Here is a 19,106-nt window from a genome sequence, read left to right on the forward strand (position 1 = left end):
CCCCCTGTCCGCGGCAGCGCTGCCGGGTTCACAGTTGATTGAAGAATCGGCTCAACCTGTTCATCGCCTCCGCCACCCGTGCTTCGGATTCCGAGCCGAAGCAGATTCGCAAATGGCCTTCGCCGCCCGGTCCGTAGAAGGAGCCGGCTTCAACGACGACATGAGCTTCGTTGAGGATCGCCGTGGCCAAGTCCGCCGAGCTTCGGCCGGTCGCTGCGATGTCGGGAAAGGCGTAGATTGCCCCTTCCGGTGCCCGACAGGTGACTCCCGGCATCTGGTTGAGCGCTCGAACGACGATGTCCCGCTTGCGCCGATCCGCTTCGACCATGGCCTTCATCGGCTCTTGCGGACCAGTGACGGCGGCCAACGCGCCCTCCTGAACGAAGACGTTCACATGCGTGACGTCCGTCATGATGATTCGCAGGATGGCGGGAATGAGCTTCGCGTCGGCAGCAAGATAGCCGATCCGCCAGCCGTCCATCGAATAGGCCTTGGTGAAGGCGAAGCAGGTAATCGTCCGCTCGCGCATTCCCGGCAGGCTGGCGATGCTGACATGCTCCGCCTGGTCGTAGGTGATATATTCGTAGACCTCGTCCGACAGGACGAGAAGGTCGTGAAGGATGGCGAGCTCGGCCACCGCCTCCAACTCGGCGCGGGAATAGACCCGGCCGGTCGGGTTGGCCGGATTCACCAGCACGATCATCCGCGTCCTTGGCGTGATCTTCGCGGCGATCGCCGCCTTGGAGATGGCGAAATTGTCGGCGACATCGAGCTTGGCCGTGACGACGCGCCCGCCGGCCAGTTCGATCTTGCCGACATGCTGCGGATAATAGGGATCGAGAAGGATCACCTCGTCGCCCGGGTCGACCGCAGCCATGAACGCGGCGAACGAAGCGTGGGTGAGGCCGTTGGTGACCAGCACCTCGTCCGCCCCATAATCGAGCTTGTTGAAGTCCCGGAGCTTGCCAGCGAGCGCTTCGCGGAAGGCTCGGGTCCCACGGAAGTCGCCATAATGGACGATCCCGGAGTCGAGCGCAGCCTTGGCTGCAGCCTTGATGTGTGCAGGCGTGTCGGCATGCGGCCGGCCGAATTCCAGGTGGATGAGATCGAGCCCCGCTGCTTCGAGCTCGGCTGCCTGTTCGTACATGCCGAAGCTCTTCTTCGAACTCGCCGCGAGGCGTTGCGCAGGCCATTTCATCGAATCGATCTCCGCTTGAGGTCGGCCATCAGTTCCGCCGGATCTGCGACAGCGGCACGTGGGACCAAAGTCGCCTGATTTCGTCGTCATGGCCGGTAAGGTCATAGCGCAGCAGCGACACGGGCAGCCGGCCGGCGCTCATCAGATAATCGTGGAAGTCCTTGAGCACGAAGTTGTCGCCGAGCTGCCGACGGCGATCGACGAGCAGGCGTTGGAGTTGCATCATCCCGATCGTGTAGGTCATGCCATAGCCTGGCGGGCGGCGCAGGTAGATGGCGGCATCGACTCGCGCGACATTGTCGTCGAGATAGGGAGTCCATTCCTTCCAGAAGTTCATCACCTCCTCGACGTTCATTTCGTTGCGTTGCATCCTCACATCGCCGATCGTTCGGGCGGCGCGGAACAGGCCGAAGATGTAGATCAGCTCGCGCGTGCGCGGCCGGTCGTCGAAAAGGCCAAGCTGAAGCGCCGTCTCTTCCAGGTAGAAACCCCAGCCTTCCGTTCGGCCGCTGTCGGAGATGTGAGCTCGGATCGGGTGCCGGATCCGAGCGGCGGCATGGCCGTCGAAGCGATGCCCGGGGAAGGTCGCATGAAGATGATCCGGGGAGGCGTCGCGGAACTGGATCTGCTCCCAGAACATCGGCCCGTTGGGACGGACGATCCAGGGGGCGTTGTACCCCATCTCCTGATAGGTCCGAGGCATGTAGTCGGGAATGGTGAGGATCTCTGCTTCGGTCAGCCAGCGGCGGATCATCGCGTCGGTGCCGGCGAGCTGCGCTTCATATTCCTCGCCGGACCGGGCGATCTCGAGTTCGGGCAGGTTGCGGTTGCGGTGCCGTTCGGTCGTGTAGAAAGCCCAATGACGATCGAGCTCGCGCTGGGCGAGAACGAGGATCTGGTCGGATGTATAGGGCATCAACCGGACGTTCGTCAGGAACCAGTCATAGGCGGCCTGTCCGACACCCGCCTGCGCGGTCATCCGCGGGCGGTTTTCGACCAGCCATAGGCGGAACTCTTCGATCGCCTGTTCGGCGGCGCGGATCTCCGCGACCAGTTCCGGCTGCTGACGCTCGGCACGGCCGCGCAGATCAGCGAACCAGCCGACAAGTCCGGCCGGCTCGACCGCGCGATAGGGCATGCCGTGCCCGACCCCGTCGCCATTGGAGAGGTTGTGGATAGCCAGATCAGCATAGTCTCCGGCAACCGAATCGAGATTGATCCGGGCCTGGGCGAGATAGGCCGGAACGCGCCTGAGACGGGTTCGGAACGTCGCCAGCGGATCGCCTTCGAGCGGCAGCTCGGTATAAGCGAGGCGCTGGATTTCATCGACATACATGCCGGGGTCGCGCGCCCATGGCCGGGTCACGTTGAGCGTGAAGTCCTCCAGGTCCATCTGTGCGCGGACGGCGAGATAGTCGACCTGCTGGTGACGGTCCCAATTCGCCACGCCGAAGTTCGGCAGGCGCGACTGAAAGGCGCTCAGCTGCTGGCGTCGGCGCTCGACGGCAGCGGGGCTATAGTCGACGACGCCGTCCGCGGGGCGCGCCGTTCGCCAGGAATGGAATTCCGCGAAGAGCGCGGTGAACTCCTCATAGGTGCCGGAGCCGTTCGGTGGACCTGCCTGCCGGACGGCCGGCGGAGCCGAACCGGCGAGGGCATGGGACGGAGTCAGTGCCGTACATCCAAGCGCGATCGCCACGAACATTGCCGACATTCTTGCCATCCGCTGATCCTCTCCTGCTTTCAGGGCGGCTGCACGTTCGTTGCGCGTCCAGTCCAACCTGATTCATATGATTATGCACATTGTGGGAGTCTTGCGCGCAGGTCAATCGGGTCTTTTGGAAAAGTCGCCGTTCACTCGCCGTGGGCAAGCCCTGAACGGCCATCCGAACGGGTGGAGTCGGGAAGGATATCGTCACGAATGCTGCGATTGAGCCTCGCGCCGTCGCCGTACGCCGCCTACGGGCCTAACAGACCCCGGTCCTCGCCTCCAGCGCAAGACCAGATCGAAGCGAGTTTCAGCTCCGACACCCGCCAATTCGCTGAGATGAGCCGATTTTTCACTTTTGTGTCAATTCCGCTTGATCCGTCTGATCAGTTATGCTCAAAATCACGCGTATCTTCACTCAAAAAGTATATCAATCGTTGTGACGGGAGGGAGCATGATGACGGGATCGAATCGGGTTTCGACGAGGCGCAGGACTCTTCAGGCGAGCTCGGCGATTCTCCTCGTCGCAATGGCGGCCAGTCCGGCCTTGGCTCAATCGCAAGAGGCCGTCGAGCCGGAGATCGAGACGGCCGCCGCCGGCGAGCAGGAATCGATCGTCATAACCGGTTCGCGCATTCCGCGACCGGATGTGGTTTCCAACAGCCCGGTCAATGTGATCGGCGAGGAGGAGATCCGGCTCACCGCGGCGAACGAGACCGAGCAGATCCTCAACTCGATGCCGCAGTTCGTCGCCGGCTTCGGGTCGCAATCGAACAATCCCGGAAACGGCACCGCGACCGTCAATCTTCGCAATCTCGGCACGGTGCGAACCCTGGTGCTGATGAACGGCCGGCGGATCGTCGGCTCGGGTGAGGACGGCGTCGTCGACATCAACATGATACCGCCGGCGCTGATCAGCCGTGTGGACGTCGTCACCGGCGGTGCTTCTGCCGTTTACGGATCGGACGCGATGGCGGGCGTGGTCAACTTCGTGATGAAGGACGACTTTGAAGGGGTCGAGGTCGGTGCCCAGGCCGGCATTTCAAGCCGGGGCGACGCCGCCCGCTACAATGTCGATCTGACGATCGGCGGGAATTTCGCCGACGGGCGGGGCAACGTCGTCTTCTACGCCAATTATTTCAATCGCGCCCAGGTCTTCGGCAGCGCTCGGGACCATGCAACCCTCTTCCTGGTTGACGCCGTTCAGAACGGCGTCGGAGTGCTCGTTCCGGGCGGCAATGCGGTAACACCGCAGGGGACGCTCTTCTCGCCATCGCTGGTCGGCCTGACGGATCAGTTCGGCAACAGGATCGGCCCGCAAGGGATCTTCTTCGCCCCTGAAGGTTGGCGCGCCTATCGCGCGAGCGACGGCTTCAACGATCGGCCCTTCAACAATCTCCAGCTCCCACTGGAGCGCGTTCAAGGCGCCGTGCTGGGGCATTTCGATGTCGCGGATGATATCACCCTGTTCTGGGAGGGAACCTACGCGCGCAACCGCGTGAACTCGACCCTCGGCGCATTGCCGATGAGCAGCTCCGGCTTCATCCCCGGCTTCCAACTTGATCTGCGCAATCCCTATCTGCCGGCGTCGCTTCGCGACTTCCTCAGCACCAATCTTGACACCGATGGCGACGGCCTCGTGCCGGTCAACATCAACCGTCGAGTGCTGGAGTCGGGACCTCGGACCAGCGACCAGACACGCGACTTCTGGCGCGGAGTCGTCGGCCTGCGCGGCGGCCTCACCGATCGGCTCGACTGGGAAATGTTCTTCAATCACGGGGAAAACGACCTTACCGACGAGCAGGGCGGCGGAATCCTCATCGACCGCTTTGCGGCGATGTTCCTCACCGATCCCAACGATCCCACCCGCTGCGCGAATGGCGACCCGCAATGCGTGGTCATCAATCCCTTCGGGCTGAATACGCTGACGCCGGAGATGGTCGCCTACTATAATGTCGACCTCACCAATATCACGCGGGTTCGCCAGACCCAGATCGGCGGTTCCGTAACCGGCTCCCTCTTCAGCCTGCCGGCCGGAGACGTCGGAATATCGATCGGTGCGGAATACCGACGCGAATCGGCGCGGTTCCAGCCTGACCAGCTCTACGTGCTGGGCGAGGCGATCTCCCGTTCCGCCGGACTCCAGCCCACGGGCGGAAGCTACGACGTCAAGGAGGCCTTCGCCGAAATCTATGTTCCGATCCTTGCCGACCGGCCCGGAGTCGAGCTTCTCGCTTTCGAAGGTGGCGTGCGCTACTCCGATTATTCCACCGCCGGCTCCGTCGTTTCCTACAAGTTGGGCGGTGAATATTCGCCCGTTCGCGGGCTCAAATTCCGCGGCCTCTATCAGCGGGCCGTACGCGCTCCGAACATCACCGAGCTCTACTCGGGCGCAACCAACACGGCTCCGCTCGCCACCGACTTCTGCAATGCGACTCCGACCCGAACCGCCGCGGAACGCGCCTTCTGTCTCGAGCTCGGCGTGCCTGCGAGCATCATCGACGTGTTCCAGCAGGAGAATGTCCAGATCCGCGCAATCACCGGCGGCAATCCGGACCTCCAGGAGGAGACCTCAGACACCTGGTCGGTTGGCGCGGTTCTCCGCCCGGCCTTCGTTCCGAACCTGCAAATCACCGTCGATTACTACAACATCCGAATCAGCGACGCGATTGCCGTCTTCGGCGGCGGCCTCCAGCCGACGATCAATGCCTGCCGTTCCAACCTCTCGCTCGCCAACCCGTTCTGCGCGCCCTTGCGGACCCGAACACCGGACGGTCAGCTCCAGGACGTGCCGCTGCTGAACCAGAACATTGCCGAGATCACCGCCTCGGGAATCGACTTCCGTCTCGACTATCGCCGCGACATCGGCCGCATCGGCAGCTTGGCCTACTTCCTGGCGGGCGCCTATCTCTTCGAGAACGAGACGACCAGCAGCCCGGTCCTCAATCCGATCGACTGCGCCGGATATATTGGCGGCGGCAGCTGCGGCAGTGCCAATCCGCACTGGCGCTTCACCCAGCGCCTGACCTGGAGCCTGGACGAATATGAGCTCTCGCTTCGCCACCGCTTCATCGGTTCGGCCAGGGATGGTCGATTTGCCGCCGCCATTTCGACCGGCTCGGCCCCTCCCTTGCTGGCCGTGCCGGAAACGCCGGATGTCCACTATTTCGACCTGAGCGCCAGTGTCCGGGTGAGCGAGCGGTTCCGCTTCTACGGGACGATCGACAATCTGTTCGACCGGGATCCGCCATTCCAGCTCTACGAGCGGCAGACCTATGATGCCATCGGCCGGCGGTTCACGGCCGGGTTCACCGCCAACTTCTGAATATGGGTGACGGTCGACAGCCGAACGCCGCTGTCCCAGGATAGTGACTGATGATGATGAACCATTTCCTCGTCCGCGCTTTCGCCGCGATCCTGCTGTGTCTCGGCCTGAATGTCCCTGGCCAGGCCGAGGCACAGAGCGCCGGGGCGTCTACCCACGCCCCGGCGCGCGGGACAGCGGCCGTTCCTGGAACCAGTCTGTCGATCGATGAGCTCTACCAGTATCGCAGCCTCGTCGGGACCACGCCGGAAGGCTATAGTTGGTCAAGGGATGGGCGGCGCCTTCTCTTCCTCTGGAACGAGGAGGGCTACAGCTTTCGCGACCTCTGGGTCTATTCGCTTGCCGACGGTCGAAGGACACGGCTGACCTTCAACGGTCGGAACTCGCGGCCGGAGAGCGAGGAGCGGGGAATCGCGGAAGCGGTGTTCCTCGACCGCGGGCGGATCGCTTTCGTTCTCGACGGAAAGCTCCACATCCGGGAAGCCGACGGAACGGTTGCTCAGGTCGAACGCGACAAGCGCGCCATTCGCCGGCTGGCAGTTTCGCCGGACGGCCGCACCCTGGCCTTCATTTCCGGCAATCCGGTCGATCCGCGCAACCGGGTCACTCTCGGCGGCAATCTCTGGGCACGGGAGATCGGCCAGCCCGGAGACTCGACCGCTCGTCGGATCGTCGGATCGGACGATCCCAAAGTCTACGTTTCGGACTATCACTGGTCCGCCGACAGCCAGGCAATCGTCTTCGAGCAATCCGACGACCGGGCGATGCCGGAACGCGACATCTATTATCATGCGCGTGGAGAGCTTCAGAACAATCGCGTGATCCGAGCCTTCCCGGGTGACGAGACGACCCGCGCACGGGTCGGCGTGGCCGATCTTCGAACGCTTCAGATTCGCTATTTCGAGCGGCCGGACGACAAGCACCACATCTGGGGCTTCGGGCTTTCGAGCGACGGCCGGAGGCTGTTCGTCAACAGTTCCGATCTCGAGGTGAAGCATCACACGATCTACGTCTTCGACCTGGCTACCGGAGCGCGGGAAACATTCTACCAGGAACATGACCCTCGCCACATCCGGCCGGACTGGAAGGTTGCCTGGGCACCTGGAGACCGGGGCCTCGTCATTCTCACCGACCGCGATGGCTTCCTTCACCTCTACCATCAGGAAACGGCGCAGAGCGCCCCCCGCCAGATCACTCGCGGCGAATGGGAGATCGAATCCTTCCAAGTCGATGCCCGCAATGGTCGGCTCTACTTCGTCGCCAACGAGTCCCATCTTCCCGAGCGACAACTTTATCGCGTGCCGTTCTCGGGCGGCCCAATCGAGCGGATAAGCCCGAGCACGGCCGGAACCCATGTTCCGACCTATTCACCGGATTTCCGCCACGTCGCGAGTTTCTTCACGAACGACGCAACTCCGCCCGAACTCTACCTGATCGACCTTGGTCGCCCTGGCCGGGCCGTCCAGGTCACCCGCTCGCCCCAACCTGAATTCTACCGGCAGACCTGGGCGAATATCGGCTATGTCGAGTTTCCGAGCCATGTCGACGGCACCCGCCTGATCGGGCGCCTCAGCCTGCCGGCCAATTACGATCCCTCTCGCCGCTATCCGTTGATCGTCGGCTCGGTCTACTCCGACGCCGTCCGCAATCAGTGGGGCGGGCGGCGGGCCCACCCGACCTGGGGGATCGACCAGTATTTCGTCGCCCAGGGCTATATCGTCCTCAACGTCAACATTCGCGGAAGCTGGGGACAGGGCCGCGCCCATACCCATGGGCAGCTGAACAGCTATGGCGAGACGGACATCAACGATCTGGAGAGCGGCGTTCGCCACCTGGTCGCGCAAGGCTATGTCGACCCTGAGCGGGTCGGCATCTGGGGGTCGAGCTATGGCGGGTTGATGACGATCATGTCGCTTGCCAAGAAACCCGAAGTCTATGCGGCGGGCATTGCCGGAGCGCCCGCGACCAACGTCTGGCACGCTTATCCCTCGCAGATGTGGATCATGGGCCCTCCCGAAGGCCCGGACATGCCCGCCCGCTATGAAGCGCAATCGCCGCTCTATCAGGTGCAAGGGATGCGCGATCCGCTGATGATCATCCACGGCACCCGCGACCCGGTGGTGCTTTATTCCGACACGATCGCGCTTGCCGAACGGATGATCGCCAACAATCAGATGTTCGAGCTGGTGACTCTGCCCGGCGGAAACCATGCCTGGGCCAGTGACAATCTTCCGCAAACCCGGTTCGCTTTCAAGAAGATGGTCGAATTCTTCAACCGTCATCTCAGGCCGGAGCGATAGATGCTGAAGTTGCTGCGATTGATCCTTGCCGGCGGTCTCCTGGCCTCGTCCGCAACCCTGTCGGCGCAACCGGTTCAGGAACTCGGCGCCGACTTCTGGGAGTGGCGCGCGCGCACCCAGCCCAACAGCAGCGACGACATTCCGAGGATCGTCCGCCCCGATGACTGGCTGCCGGACTGGTCTGCGGAAGCGATACGATCGCGCGAGGCGGAGCTCGCCGCCTTCGAAGCCCGCTGGCGGGGATTGGCCGATGCTCCGGCCACGGTCAGCGAACGGGTCGATTATCGGCTTGTCGGCTCGGCGCTGGCACGGGTGCGCTGGGAACTCGACCATGTTGCCGCCTGGCGCCGCCAACCCTCCTTCTATGTCGACCAATCCCTGATCCCGATCTTCGAGCTGCTCTTGCCGCCGCCGCCGGTGGAGCGCGCGCGGATCGAGACGGTGATCCGGCTGCTGGAACGGATCCCGGCGACGCTTGCCGCGGGACGGCAGAATCTCGACGACATGCGCGGTCCCTTCGTCGATGTCGCGATCAGCGGTCTTGATCGAATTCCGACCAGCCTCAACGGGATGGCCGCCGGGCTGCAGGCCTATGCAACGCCAAGTCAGCAACGGCGCATGCGATCCGCAATCGCCCGCGCTCTCGCCGCCTTCGAGGCGTATCGCGCCTTTCTGGTCGAGCGCCGGCCGGGGCTTCCCCTGGAGACGGCGATTGGGCGCGAAGGCTACCGCTTCTTCTTGGAGGAGGTCGCGCTCTATCCCTACACGCCCGAGCAACTTCTGATCATGGGCCGGCAGGAATGGGCGCGCACCGTTCAGTTCCAGGAGCTGGAGCAGAACCGGAATCGTGACCTGCCGGAGCTGCCGATCGGACCTTCCGTCGGTGCCGTCGCCGCTCGGCTCGACGCCGACGAACTCCGGGTCCGCCGCTTCCTCGACGAGCAGGACTTGCTCACCGTTCCGGATTGGGCCGGTCATTACAACGCCATGCCCTTCCCCCCCTATCTCGCGCCGATCGGCTGGCTCGGCCGGACGTTCGATCTCACCAGCCAGGCCCGGGTCGGTCAGAACGCGACCGTCTATCTTCCTGACCCATCACCTTCGCTCGGCTACTTCAATCTGTCGATCACTCGCGATCCGCGTCCGATCATCGTCCACGAGGGAGTTCCTGGCCATTTTCTCCAGCTGACCATGAGCTGGCGGCATCCCAATCCGCTTCGCCGTCATTATTACGACAGCGCCGCCAACGAGGGCACCGGCTTCTATGCCGAGGAGATGATGCTTCAGGCTGGCCTGTTCGACGACTCTCCCCGCACTCGCGAGATCATCTACAGCTTCGCGAGGCTTCGCGCCCTTCGGGTCGAGGTCGACGTCAAGCTGGCGCTGGGCGAATTCACCATCGACGAGGCAGCGGACTATCTCGAGTCAGCCGTGCCGATGGATCGAGCGACGGCGGAGGAAGAGGCCGTCTTCTTCGCCGCAGCCCCGGGCCAGGCGATCAGCTATCAGATCGGCAAGCTCCAGACCCTGGATTTCCTCGCCGAGGCTCGGACCCGGCTCGGCGAGCGCTTCAGCCTTCGTCATTTCCATGACTATCTCTGGCAGAACGGGAACGTTCCGATCGCACTGCAGAAGGAGGAGTATCTCACCTTGGCAGCGGGGGCGACCAACCCATGACTTACGTCCGTTTCGTCGAGCCTCGATCCGGCCTTTCCGCTCGCTGCCAGCTGCTCGAAGATCAGGCTCCGGCCTCCTCTGCCTTTCTCCGCGAACTCGCCGCCCGGCGGGCGTCGTTCGAGGCGATCCATGCCATCTGGACCGGCCCGGAAATCTCCGTTCCGATGCCCTCCTCGACGCTTCCCGCCGACATGCCGCGCCCGCCGATCCCGCAAGAGAATGCGACGTCCTATCCCGGCGTCGGGGACATCGTGCTCGCCTATCTTCCTGCAGGGAGTGTCACTGGCCTGCCACCCGGAGACTTCTACGACATCGGCCTGTTCTACGGCCCTGGCGGGCGCCTGCTGATGCCGTTCGGCTGGATCAAGGCCAATGTCTGCGCCCGGATCGTCGAGGAGGATCTTTCCAAGGCGCAGGCCGACATGAAGGCTATCCGCCGCAACGGCGCCTGCACCCTCACCATCGAAGAAGCTTGAGGCGCCGATGCAATATTCCGACCTGATGGCGCTGATCGGAGACTGGCTCCTGCCGGGCTCGCTCGTCTGCGTGATGCTCTCGATGGGGCTGTCTCTCGTCGCCGACGACTTCCGTCAGGTGTTCCGCAACAAGCGGGCGCTGATCATCGGGATCTGCTCGATGCTGATCGTGCCGCCATTGCTCGGACTCGTCATCGCTCTCACCCTCGCGCCGACTCCGGCCCTGGCGGTCGGCTTCATCTTGCTGGCCACCACGCCGAGCGGGATGCTCTCGAACCTGTTCACCGACATGGCCAAGGGCGACCTCGCTCTGTCGATGTCGATGACTTTGCTGCTCAGCATGATCTACGTGCTCGTCGTCCCCTTCTATGCCCATCTGGCGATCTCGCATTTCATGGGCCTGGAGGCGGACATCGAAGTGCCGCTTGCCTCATTCTTCTGGGACATCTTCTCCATCACGGTGCTCCCGGCGGGTACCGGCTTCCTGATCCGCGCCCTGCGGCCGGAACTGGCCTTGAGGAGCAAGGGGCACATCAAGCGCGCCGCGACGATCGTGCTGTTCACCGCGTTCGGCTTCATCCTGTTCGACCAGGCGCCGGTTCTTCGCGAGAATCTCGGCGCACTCTTCTGGATCACGGTCGGCCTCAACGTGGCGATGCTCGCGATCGTCATGACCCTCATCCGCTTCGCCGGACTCAACCGGCGCGAAAATATCGCCATCGGCATCGAGCATCTCATGCGCCAGGAGGGGACGGCCATCTTCATTGCCGTCTCGATCGTCGGCAACAACGAGATGTCGCTGCCGATGATCATGAACACGCCGGTCGCGCTTCTCGTCGTCCTGGCCTTTGTCGCGGCCGCGCGACGAAGACCGGAGGCGGTCGCCGCGCCGGCCTAGGATGCAATACGTCCGGCCGCGAGGGCGGACGCCAAGGGACAGTCTAGTTCGATGACATTGCAGATACACCCGGCTCTCGGAGGGTTGCAGTCACCCTTCGGCACGGCTTCCTCACGCTGCAAACCTTTCCTCGGGCAAGGGCGGCAGTGATGCTCTGGAGCAGCGGCCCCCTGGAAGAGCTCGCCCGTTCGGCCACGACCCTCTGGTCGGCGACAGCGCCGGCCGGTCCGGCGCTGACGGCCCTGGATGACAATGCCGAAACCGACGTGCTGGTCATCGGTGGCGGCATCGCCGGACTTTCGACCGCGCTGCACCTCGCTGAACGAGGCGTCGACGTGCTGCTGGTCGAGGCAAAGCAGGTGGGAAGCGGCGCAACCGGACAGAGCGGAGGTCTGATCGCGCCCGATTATATCCGCCACAGCCCGTCCAGCATCGGCCAGGCGCTGGGCGACCGAGCGGCCGGCGAGCGAATGACTCGACTGGTCGGGGAGGCCGCGCAGATCTGCTTCGATCTCGTCGCTGGCCACGAAATCGACTGCGACGCCCGCCAGGAAGGCTTCTACACGCCGGTCCATACGCATCGCCTCGCCTCCGCTCAGCGCGAGGTGGCCGAACAGTGGCGCGCCCGAGGCTTCGACGTCGCCGTGATCGACGGCCTCGAAGCTCAGTGTCGCCTCGGTTCTCGCGCTTATTGCGGCGCCCTTCACTTCGCTCGAGGCGGCTGGCTCAATCCCCTTGCTTATGCGCGCGGCCTCGCCCGAGCCGCCCTTGCCGCCGGGGCGCGGCTCCATGTCCAGACTCCAGTCGGAGGTCTCGTCCAGGTCGGGAGTCGCTGGCATGCGCGAACGCCGGCCGGAACGATCAGGGCGCGCCGGATCGTCCTGGCCGCCAATGGTGGAAATTCCGGGCTTCACCCGGCCATGCGCCGAGCGGCCTTGCCGCTCCATGTCTTCGAATTCGCGACCGCCCCCTTGGACCCGGAGCTCCGCCGCAAGGTGCTGCCGCGCGGCGGTGCCTTCACCGACAAGTCGCCCTACATCTTTTCCGCACGCTATGACGGCGCCGGCCGGCTGATCTCGGCCTTTCCGAAGACCTTTCTGGTTCGTGGCGATCAAGCCCGGCGGAACGAGGCGCGGCGTCGCCTGGCCCGCTACTTCCAGGGCTTCGAGGCCGTTGAGATCGAGAGCGTCTGGGAAGGGGTGGCGTGGATCAATGCGTCCTTTCTTCCCGAGATCTACGATCTTGGCGACGGCGTTCTGGCAATCCAGGCGTGCAACGGCCGCGGCCTTGCGCTCAACAGCGCGATCGGCATCGAGCTTGCCGAGGCGCTTGCCACCGGGGAATTCGAGGCACTTTCGGTCCGTCCGCGTAGGCCCAAGCCCTTTCCCTTCTACCGGGCGGCCGCGCGGCTGCCCAAGGCCATGATGACGCTGGCCTATCTTTCCGATTGAGACCGCAATGATCCGGAGCGCCTTTCTCTCCATTGTACTGATCGCTGCGCCCGCCCCGGCGCAGCAACTGACCGACGTCATTTCCGGCTACGAGCAATTTACCGACCGTTTCCCGATGGAGGCTGGCCGTTCCGACCCCTCGCCCTCGCGCGGAGCCTGGCCGAGCGAAGGTCCGCGAGCCATGGCTGAGCGCCGCGCCGGCCTGGCCGCGCTCCAGGATCAACTCGAACGGGTGGGACCCGGTCCCGGCGGCGAGGATTCGATCAACCGCGACTATCTCGCCCAGCTGATCGGCTGGCGCATCGAGGGAATCGATTTCGACGAGCGCCGGTTCGCCTTTGTCGCTCACGAAGGCTTCTACAACACGCCTTATTATGCCGCACGGTCGACCAGCGTCAGAAACGAGGCGGACGCTCGAGCGTGGATCGCGCAGCTCGCCGGGCTCCCGGCCTATTTTGCGGAGCAGCGCGCCAATCTGGATCGAGGCATCGACACCGGCTGGACTCAACCGGAAGTGGTGGTGAATGCCGCCGTGGCGGTACTCAGGAACCAGATTGCCCGTCCCGTCGCCGAGGACCCCCTCCTCGATCCGCTGAAGGCGCTGCCGGACAATGCCGGACTGCTGGCCGAAGCGACGGCCGTGATCGCCGACGTCGTGCGTCCGGCGCAACGCGCCGCTCTGGCCTATATCGATGGCCCCTATCGCGCCCGCGCTCGGCAGGAGATCGGCATTTCCTCGATCCCGGAGGGCCGCGCCTATTACGACTTCCTTCTGCGCTACTATACGACTACCGATCTCACCGCCGAGCAGATTCACGAAATGGGACTGGCGGAGGTCCGGCGAATCCGGGGCGAAATGGATCGGGTGATCGCCGCGGCCGGCTTTCGCGGCAGCTTCTCCGAATGGCTCCACTTCCTGCGTACCGATTCGCGATTCTACGCCACCAGCCGCGAGCAGCTGATCGAACGGGCCAGCGCCATCGCCAAGCGGATCGATGGCGCACTGCCGCGTTATTTCGGCCTGCTGCCGCGCCAGCCCTTCACGATCGAGCCGGTCCCCCGCGACGTGGAGGAAGGCTATACGACGGCCCGTTACGCCGGGGGCGACTTCTCGCGGGGCTTCCCCGGCCGGTTTCTGGTAAACACATCCCACCTCGACCAGCGCCCGCTCTACGAGCTACCGGCACTCGCGCTTCATGAAGCGGCGCCCGGGCATCACACCCATTTCGCCCTGACCGGAGAGAATTCGCACCTCCCCGCTTTCCGGCGGCAGCGCGACATGCTCGCCTATCGGGAGGGCTGGGCGCTCTACGCAGAGCGACTCGGTCACGAGATGGGCATCTATCGCGATCCCTATGAGGCGTTCGGCAGCCTCTCGACCGAGATGTGGCGGGCATGCCGAATGGTCGTCGACACTGGCATTCACGTGATGGGCTGGAGCTATGAGCAGGCTCGGGCCTGCTTCACCGAGAATACGGCGCTCGCCGACATCAACATCGACACGGAACTCGCTCGTTACATCGGTGCGCCGGGCGGAGCGGTCGCCTACAAGGTGGGCGAACTCAAGATCGTCGAGCTGCGCCGTCGGGCCGAGGAACGACTTGGGGAAGGCTTCGACCTTCGTTCCTTCCACGATCTCATCCTGGCTCAGGGACAGGTGCCGATCCGTACCCTGGAAAGCGTCGTCGATCGCTGGATCGCCGAGAATTCAGCCCGCTAGAGCGAGGTCGAGCGCCACTCCCTCTTCATCGGCCAGCGCAGCCGAGCGCAGTCGGCGGATTCCGGCCGGGTCGAGAGCTCCGGAACGATAGCGCGCGACGATCCGGTCATAATTGCGGATGCCGCGGGCAAAGGTCTCGCCATAGCCCTTGATGAGCTGCTGGCACTTGACCAGTTCGAGAGCCAGGTCGGGATCGCGCATCGATGCCTGCCGGACCAGCTCCAGCCATTCCTCGATCCGGCCCTGCTCCAGGACATAACGCAGGCTCTTCCGCCGCCAGCGCCGGAGGCCGGCGACGAAGCTGAGGGCGACGAACCAGCCGATCCCGGTCGTCTCGACGTGGCGGCCCTTGATGAAGAAGGGTCGAAGCCACCGTGACAACCTCTCGCTCGTCAGGATTCGCCTGCCGATCCGTTCGGGCAGGGTCTCGCATAGCTCCTCCAGGCGAGGGTGCATATACTCGGTCACTCGGACGATCTGCCCGGGCGAGGCGCGCACTTCCTCCCGGACCCTGGCGAAGCGGGTAGTCCGGACCTTGAGGTCGGCGACCCGGATCGTGTCTTCATAGGCCATCCACAGCGCCAGATGCCGGGCGGCTTCTGCGATGAGCGCTCCATGGGTCGACGGAATGGCGGCCAGCCGGTCGAGATAGAGCTCGGCATAGTCCGCATCCTGATAGTCGATCAACCGTTGCACGCCCTGGACCGCGAATGGGTGGGCGGGCACCGGCAGCTCCGAGCGGATCCGGGCGACGAGGGCCCGACCGATCGCGCTCTTGGGCAGCGGCATGACGGGATCGGGCGCCTTCGGGTCGGCGCGGGTGCCCAGCGCCGCCTCGAAACCCGTCGCGAAGCCGGCCAGATTGGACTCGACCGACTTTCCGCCGGCGCGGATGGCAGCCTCGAAGGCGGGGCGCGGGAAGGGCAGCGCCCCGCTTCCCGCCAGCGCGCCGAACAATATCGCGCTGATCGCGCATCCGGCTCGCTCCGCAGCCGAATCCATGTCGAAGCCGATGAAACGTTTCGCTCTTTCCCGAGCCGCCGCCAGGATCCGCTCGGAACTGGCGCGGCCATCTCCCAGCGCCGACTTCTCGGAGATGGCGTAGATGCGGTGAGTCGATCCGATCAGGGTCGTTCGGTCGCTGGAAACGAAGCCCCGCAGGATCGCCCGCCCGGTCTCCATCAGTTCCGAAGCGATCGCTATGTCCACGTCGCCCGGCATCGGCATCAACGCCAGCACCGGTTCGGCCCCGCTGCTCTCCGGCACCATCTCGACATAATAGACCGTCGATCCGGTCCTCTGCGCGACACCGGGCACCGAGGTCCCCTGCGCGATGTAGCCATTCTGTTCGCCGAGCTGGACGATCCAGTCCGCAAGCACGCCGCCGCCCTGGCCGCCGAGGCCGAGGATGGCGATGGAGATTCGCTGACGCTCCACGATCAGAAGGCCCGGGCCGAGCGGCGGCGATCGGCGCGACGCTGCAGCGCGCCGATCGCCCATTCGCGAAGCCGGGCGGCAACCCGGTCGCGCCAGTTCGGATTGAACACGAGCTGCGCCTTGTAGAAGGAGGGGCAAAGGACGGCGGCATGGCTCACCTCGCCACAGACGCCGCAGCCGACGCAACTATTGTCGACATGGGCAACCGGATGCTCGCGCAACGGATCGGGATTGGACCGGATCGTCAGCGAGGGGCAGCCGGAGAGGCGGATGCAGCTATGATCGCCGGTGCAGGTGTCCGGATCGACCCCGAACCGCTCTCGTACGACCCGCTGGCCGGCTTCCATCGCCCTGGCGACCAGCGGTTTCAGTCTCCTCTGGCGGTTGAGCTGACATTCGGACTGGGCGACGAGAACCTTGGGTCCTTTTTCCGGAGACGTCACTGCTTCGCGGATCGCGTCGCGCATGGCGGCGACATCATAGGTGCGGGTCAGTGTCTTCGCCCAGCCGACGCCGACCCCTCGAGTCGCCTTCTCGATCGGATTGTTGGTTCGCCGGTTGGCGTTCCGCGCCCTGGAGGAGGGGATGTCCTGCCCGCCCGTGGCGGCCGCATAGCCGTTGTCGATGACGATGGTGAGATTGTCGTCCTGGTTGAAGACGGCATTCCCGATCCCGGAGGTAAGGCCGTTATGCCAGAACCCGCCGTCCCCCATGATGGCGATGGCCCGCCGGTTTCGAGGCTTGAACGCAGAGGCTCCCGCGGTTCCGAGCCCGTAGCCCATGGTCGTGTTGCCGATATGAAAGGGCGGCAGGATCGAGAATAAGTGGCAGCCGATGTCGGCGGAAACGTGAAACGGCCCGAGTTCCTTCTGGACGAGCTTCATGGCTGAAAAGATCGGCCGCTCCGGACAACCTGTGCAGAATCCGGCGGGCCGCGGCGGAACGGCCGCAGGGGGAAGGCCTGGCGGCGGCGCGGGGGTTTCCGGCGGCGCGCGCTCCGGCGACCAGCTGCGAAGAAAGGCAGCGAGTCCGTCACGGATCACTGCGCCGCCATATTCGCCGGCGCGGGGCAGGATCTCCTTGCCGGCGATCCGGGTTTCCAGCCCGGCCCGACGAACCAGCGTGTTCAGCTCATGCTCGATGAATTCCGGCTGTCCTTCCTCGAGCACCAGGACCGCGCGCTTGCCTTCACAGAAATCGCGCACTTCTTCGGGCACGAGGGGATAGGTGACGTTGAGCGCTAGAACCGGGATTCGGGTGGCGCCATAGGAATCCGAAAGGCCGATCAGCTCCATCGCCCGGTTGAGCGTGTTGAAAAGGCCGCCCTGGACGATGATCCCGATCTCGTCCGCCGGCGGGCCGAAATGCTCGTTCAACCTGTTGGCGCGGATGAAATCGAGCGCGGCCGGCCACCGCTTCTCGATCTTCTCGACCTCGTGAAGGAAATTGGCTGGCGGCAGCACGATTCGGTCGAGGTCGCGCACCGGCGATTCGGCCGCGTCGGCCACGGTCATTGCCGGGCGGCGATTGTCGCGTGCGGTGAAGCTCCCCGTCATGTGGCAGGTGCGAACCCGGAGCTCCAGCATCACCGGTGTGTTCGAAGCCTCCGAAAGCTGGAAGCCCTTCTCCACCATGTCGACGATCAGGCCGAGATTGGGGCGGGGATCGATCAGCCACATTTGCGACTTCATCGCAAAGGCGTGGCTGCGTTCCTGCATGATCGAGGAACCTTCGCCATAATCTTCGCCGAGGATGATCAGCGCGCCGCCGGTCACCCCGCCCGACGCGACGTTGGAAAGGGCGTCGGACGCGACGTTGGTGCCGACGATCGATTTCCAGGCGACGGCTCCGCGCAGCGGATAATTGACGGAGGCCGCGAGCATGGCGGCCGCCGCCGCTTCGCTGGCGCTGGATTCGAAATGCACGCCCAGTTCGGTCATGAGGCCGCTCGCGTCGGCGAAGACGTCGATCAGGTGACTGATCGGAGAGCCCTGATAGCCGCCGACATAGGCCACTCCAGCCTGCAGGAGAGCCTTGGTGACCGCGAGGATTCCCTCCCCGTGAAAGACTTCGCCGTTGCCGATGCGGAGCTGTTCGACTTCGGCCTTGAACGAGCGTTCCGCCATCGTGTCAGGCCGCCACGACGGCGAGCACTCGCAACGGACTGCCCGAGCCGCCGGCGATCTTCAGCGGAGCGGCGATAACGACGCTTCCGATCGGCGGCAGCTGGTCGAGATTTTGCAGGCACTGCAGGCCGTAGCGACCAGCGGCGTGGAACAGGGCGTGAGCCGGATAAGGCGGATCAAGCCGATGCGCCTGACCGGCGTCGGTGCCGATCGTCTCCACTCCGAAGCCATGGGCATCGCGCGCGTCGATCAGGAAGCGGACGGCCTCCGACGAAGGCCCGGGCGTGTGCGCGCCATCTTCGCGACGATTGGTGTAGGAGTCGCCGGACCGCTTCGACCAGTCGGTTCGAAGAAGGATCCAGTGGCGCGGCGGGATCCGGCCATGCTGGGCCTCCCAGGCTTCGATATCTTCGACGGACAGCAGATAATCGGGATCGGCCTCGCATTTGGCCGATATGTCGATCACCACTGCCGGCGCGATGAAATCGGTGGGGCGGATCGTGTCGAGCGCATTGTTGGGCAGGTCCTTGCCGGTCACCCAGTGGATCGGAGCGTCGAAATGTGTCCCGGTATGCTCGCCGACAGTGAAATTGTTCCAGTACCAGGCGACCCCGCGCTCGTCGTAGCGCGAAATCTCCTGCTGGCTGAAGCCGGCGCACTGGCCGAACTCCTCCGGAAGAACGAGAGTGGGCGTGTCGGGCGAGAGCGTCTGGGTCAGGTCGACGGTTCGGATGGCTCCCGAGGTCACCGCCTCCGCAAACTGCTGCAGCAGTTGGCTGATCATGTCTTC

Annotated in this window: 12 protein-coding genes; 7 read left to right on the forward strand and 5 right to left on the reverse strand. The window is 64.4% G+C overall.

Annotated features, from left to right (window positions below; translation table 11 throughout):
* Positions 1 to 28: 28 nt before the first annotated feature.
* Together ACRYLT_RS06365 and ACRYLT_RS06370 are read right to left on the reverse strand one after the other, a co-directional pair.
* Positions 29 to 1,198, reverse strand: a complete 1,170-nt coding sequence (locus tag ACRYLT_RS06365) for a pyridoxal phosphate-dependent aminotransferase (protein WP_482663262.1) — start codon at positions 1,196 to 1,198, stop codon at positions 29 to 31.
* A gap of 28 nt (positions 1,199 to 1,226) precedes the next feature.
* A complete protein-coding gene (locus tag ACRYLT_RS06370) occupies positions 1,227 to 2,921 on the reverse strand; it encodes a DUF885 family protein (protein ID WP_482663263.1) in 1,695 nt (564 codons plus the stop codon).
* 439 nt (positions 2,922 to 3,360) lie between these two features.
* On the opposite strand from ACRYLT_RS06370, the gene ACRYLT_RS06375 reads away from it, so the two are divergent.
* The 7 genes from ACRYLT_RS06375 (at position 3,361) to ACRYLT_RS06405 (ending at position 14,753) form a co-directional block, all read left to right on the forward strand.
* Positions 3,361 to 6,231: a TonB-dependent receptor plug domain-containing protein gene (locus ACRYLT_RS06375; RefSeq protein ID WP_482663264.1), complete on the forward strand. Its 2,871-nt coding sequence runs from the start codon at positions 3,361 to 3,363 to the stop codon at positions 6,229 to 6,231.
* 50 nt (positions 6,232 to 6,281) lie between these two features.
* Positions 6,282 to 8,531: a prolyl oligopeptidase family serine peptidase gene (locus ACRYLT_RS06380; protein WP_482663265.1), complete on the forward strand. Its 2,250-nt coding sequence runs from the start codon at positions 6,282 to 6,284 to the stop codon at positions 8,529 to 8,531.
* Positions 8,532 to 10,208, forward strand: coding sequence for a DUF885 domain-containing protein (locus ACRYLT_RS06385; RefSeq protein ID WP_482663266.1), 1,677 nt, complete (start codon positions 8,532 to 8,534; stop codon positions 10,206 to 10,208).
* A complete protein-coding gene (locus ACRYLT_RS06390) occupies positions 10,205 to 10,684 on the forward strand; it encodes a DUF3830 family protein (protein WP_482663267.1) in 480 nt (159 codons plus the stop codon). The genes ACRYLT_RS06385 and ACRYLT_RS06390 overlap by 4 nt, the downstream gene beginning before the upstream one ends.
* Positions 10,685 to 10,691: 7 nt before the next feature.
* On the forward strand, positions 10,692 to 11,582 hold the full coding sequence (locus ACRYLT_RS06395) for a bile acid:sodium symporter family protein (RefSeq protein WP_482663268.1): 891 nt from the start codon (positions 10,692 to 10,694) through the stop codon (positions 11,580 to 11,582).
* A 149-nt stretch (positions 11,583 to 11,731) separates the two neighbouring features.
* Positions 11,732 to 13,033: an NAD(P)/FAD-dependent oxidoreductase gene (locus tag ACRYLT_RS06400; protein ID WP_482663269.1), complete on the forward strand. Its 1,302-nt coding sequence runs from the start codon at positions 11,732 to 11,734 to the stop codon at positions 13,031 to 13,033.
* A gap of 7 nt (positions 13,034 to 13,040) precedes the next feature.
* Positions 13,041 to 14,753, forward strand: coding sequence for a DUF885 domain-containing protein (locus ACRYLT_RS06405; protein WP_482663270.1), 1,713 nt, complete (start codon positions 13,041 to 13,043; stop codon positions 14,751 to 14,753).
* On the opposite strand, the gene ACRYLT_RS06410 is transcribed toward ACRYLT_RS06405, so the two are convergent.
* Genes ACRYLT_RS06410 through ACRYLT_RS06420 form a run of 3 tightly spaced genes read right to left on the reverse strand, consistent with a single transcriptional unit; the run spans position 14,742 to position 19,100 of the window.
* Entirely contained in the window at positions 14,742 to 16,253 is a 1,512-nt protein-coding gene (locus ACRYLT_RS06410) for an indolepyruvate oxidoreductase subunit beta family protein (RefSeq protein ID WP_482663271.1), read from the reverse strand. The genes ACRYLT_RS06405 and ACRYLT_RS06410 overlap by 12 nt on opposite strands.
* Positions 16,193 to 18,316 carry a thiamine pyrophosphate-dependent enzyme gene (locus ACRYLT_RS06415; RefSeq protein ID WP_482663272.1) on the reverse strand — a complete coding sequence of 708 codons (2,124 nt, stop codon included), beginning with the start codon at positions 18,314 to 18,316 and terminating at the stop codon, positions 16,193 to 16,195. Before ACRYLT_RS06415 ends, ACRYLT_RS06410 begins: the two co-directional genes overlap by 61 nt.
* Positions 18,317 to 18,320: 4 nt before the next feature.
* The gene (locus ACRYLT_RS06420) at positions 18,321 to 19,100 is read right to left on the reverse strand and encodes a cyclase family protein (protein ID WP_482663273.1); all 780 of its coding nucleotides are present in this window, start codon (positions 19,098 to 19,100) and stop codon (positions 18,321 to 18,323) included.
* Between the last annotated feature and the right edge of the window lie 6 nt (positions 19,101 to 19,106).

It is taken from the genome of Sphingosinicella sp. SM1-17, assembly GCF_056821765.1.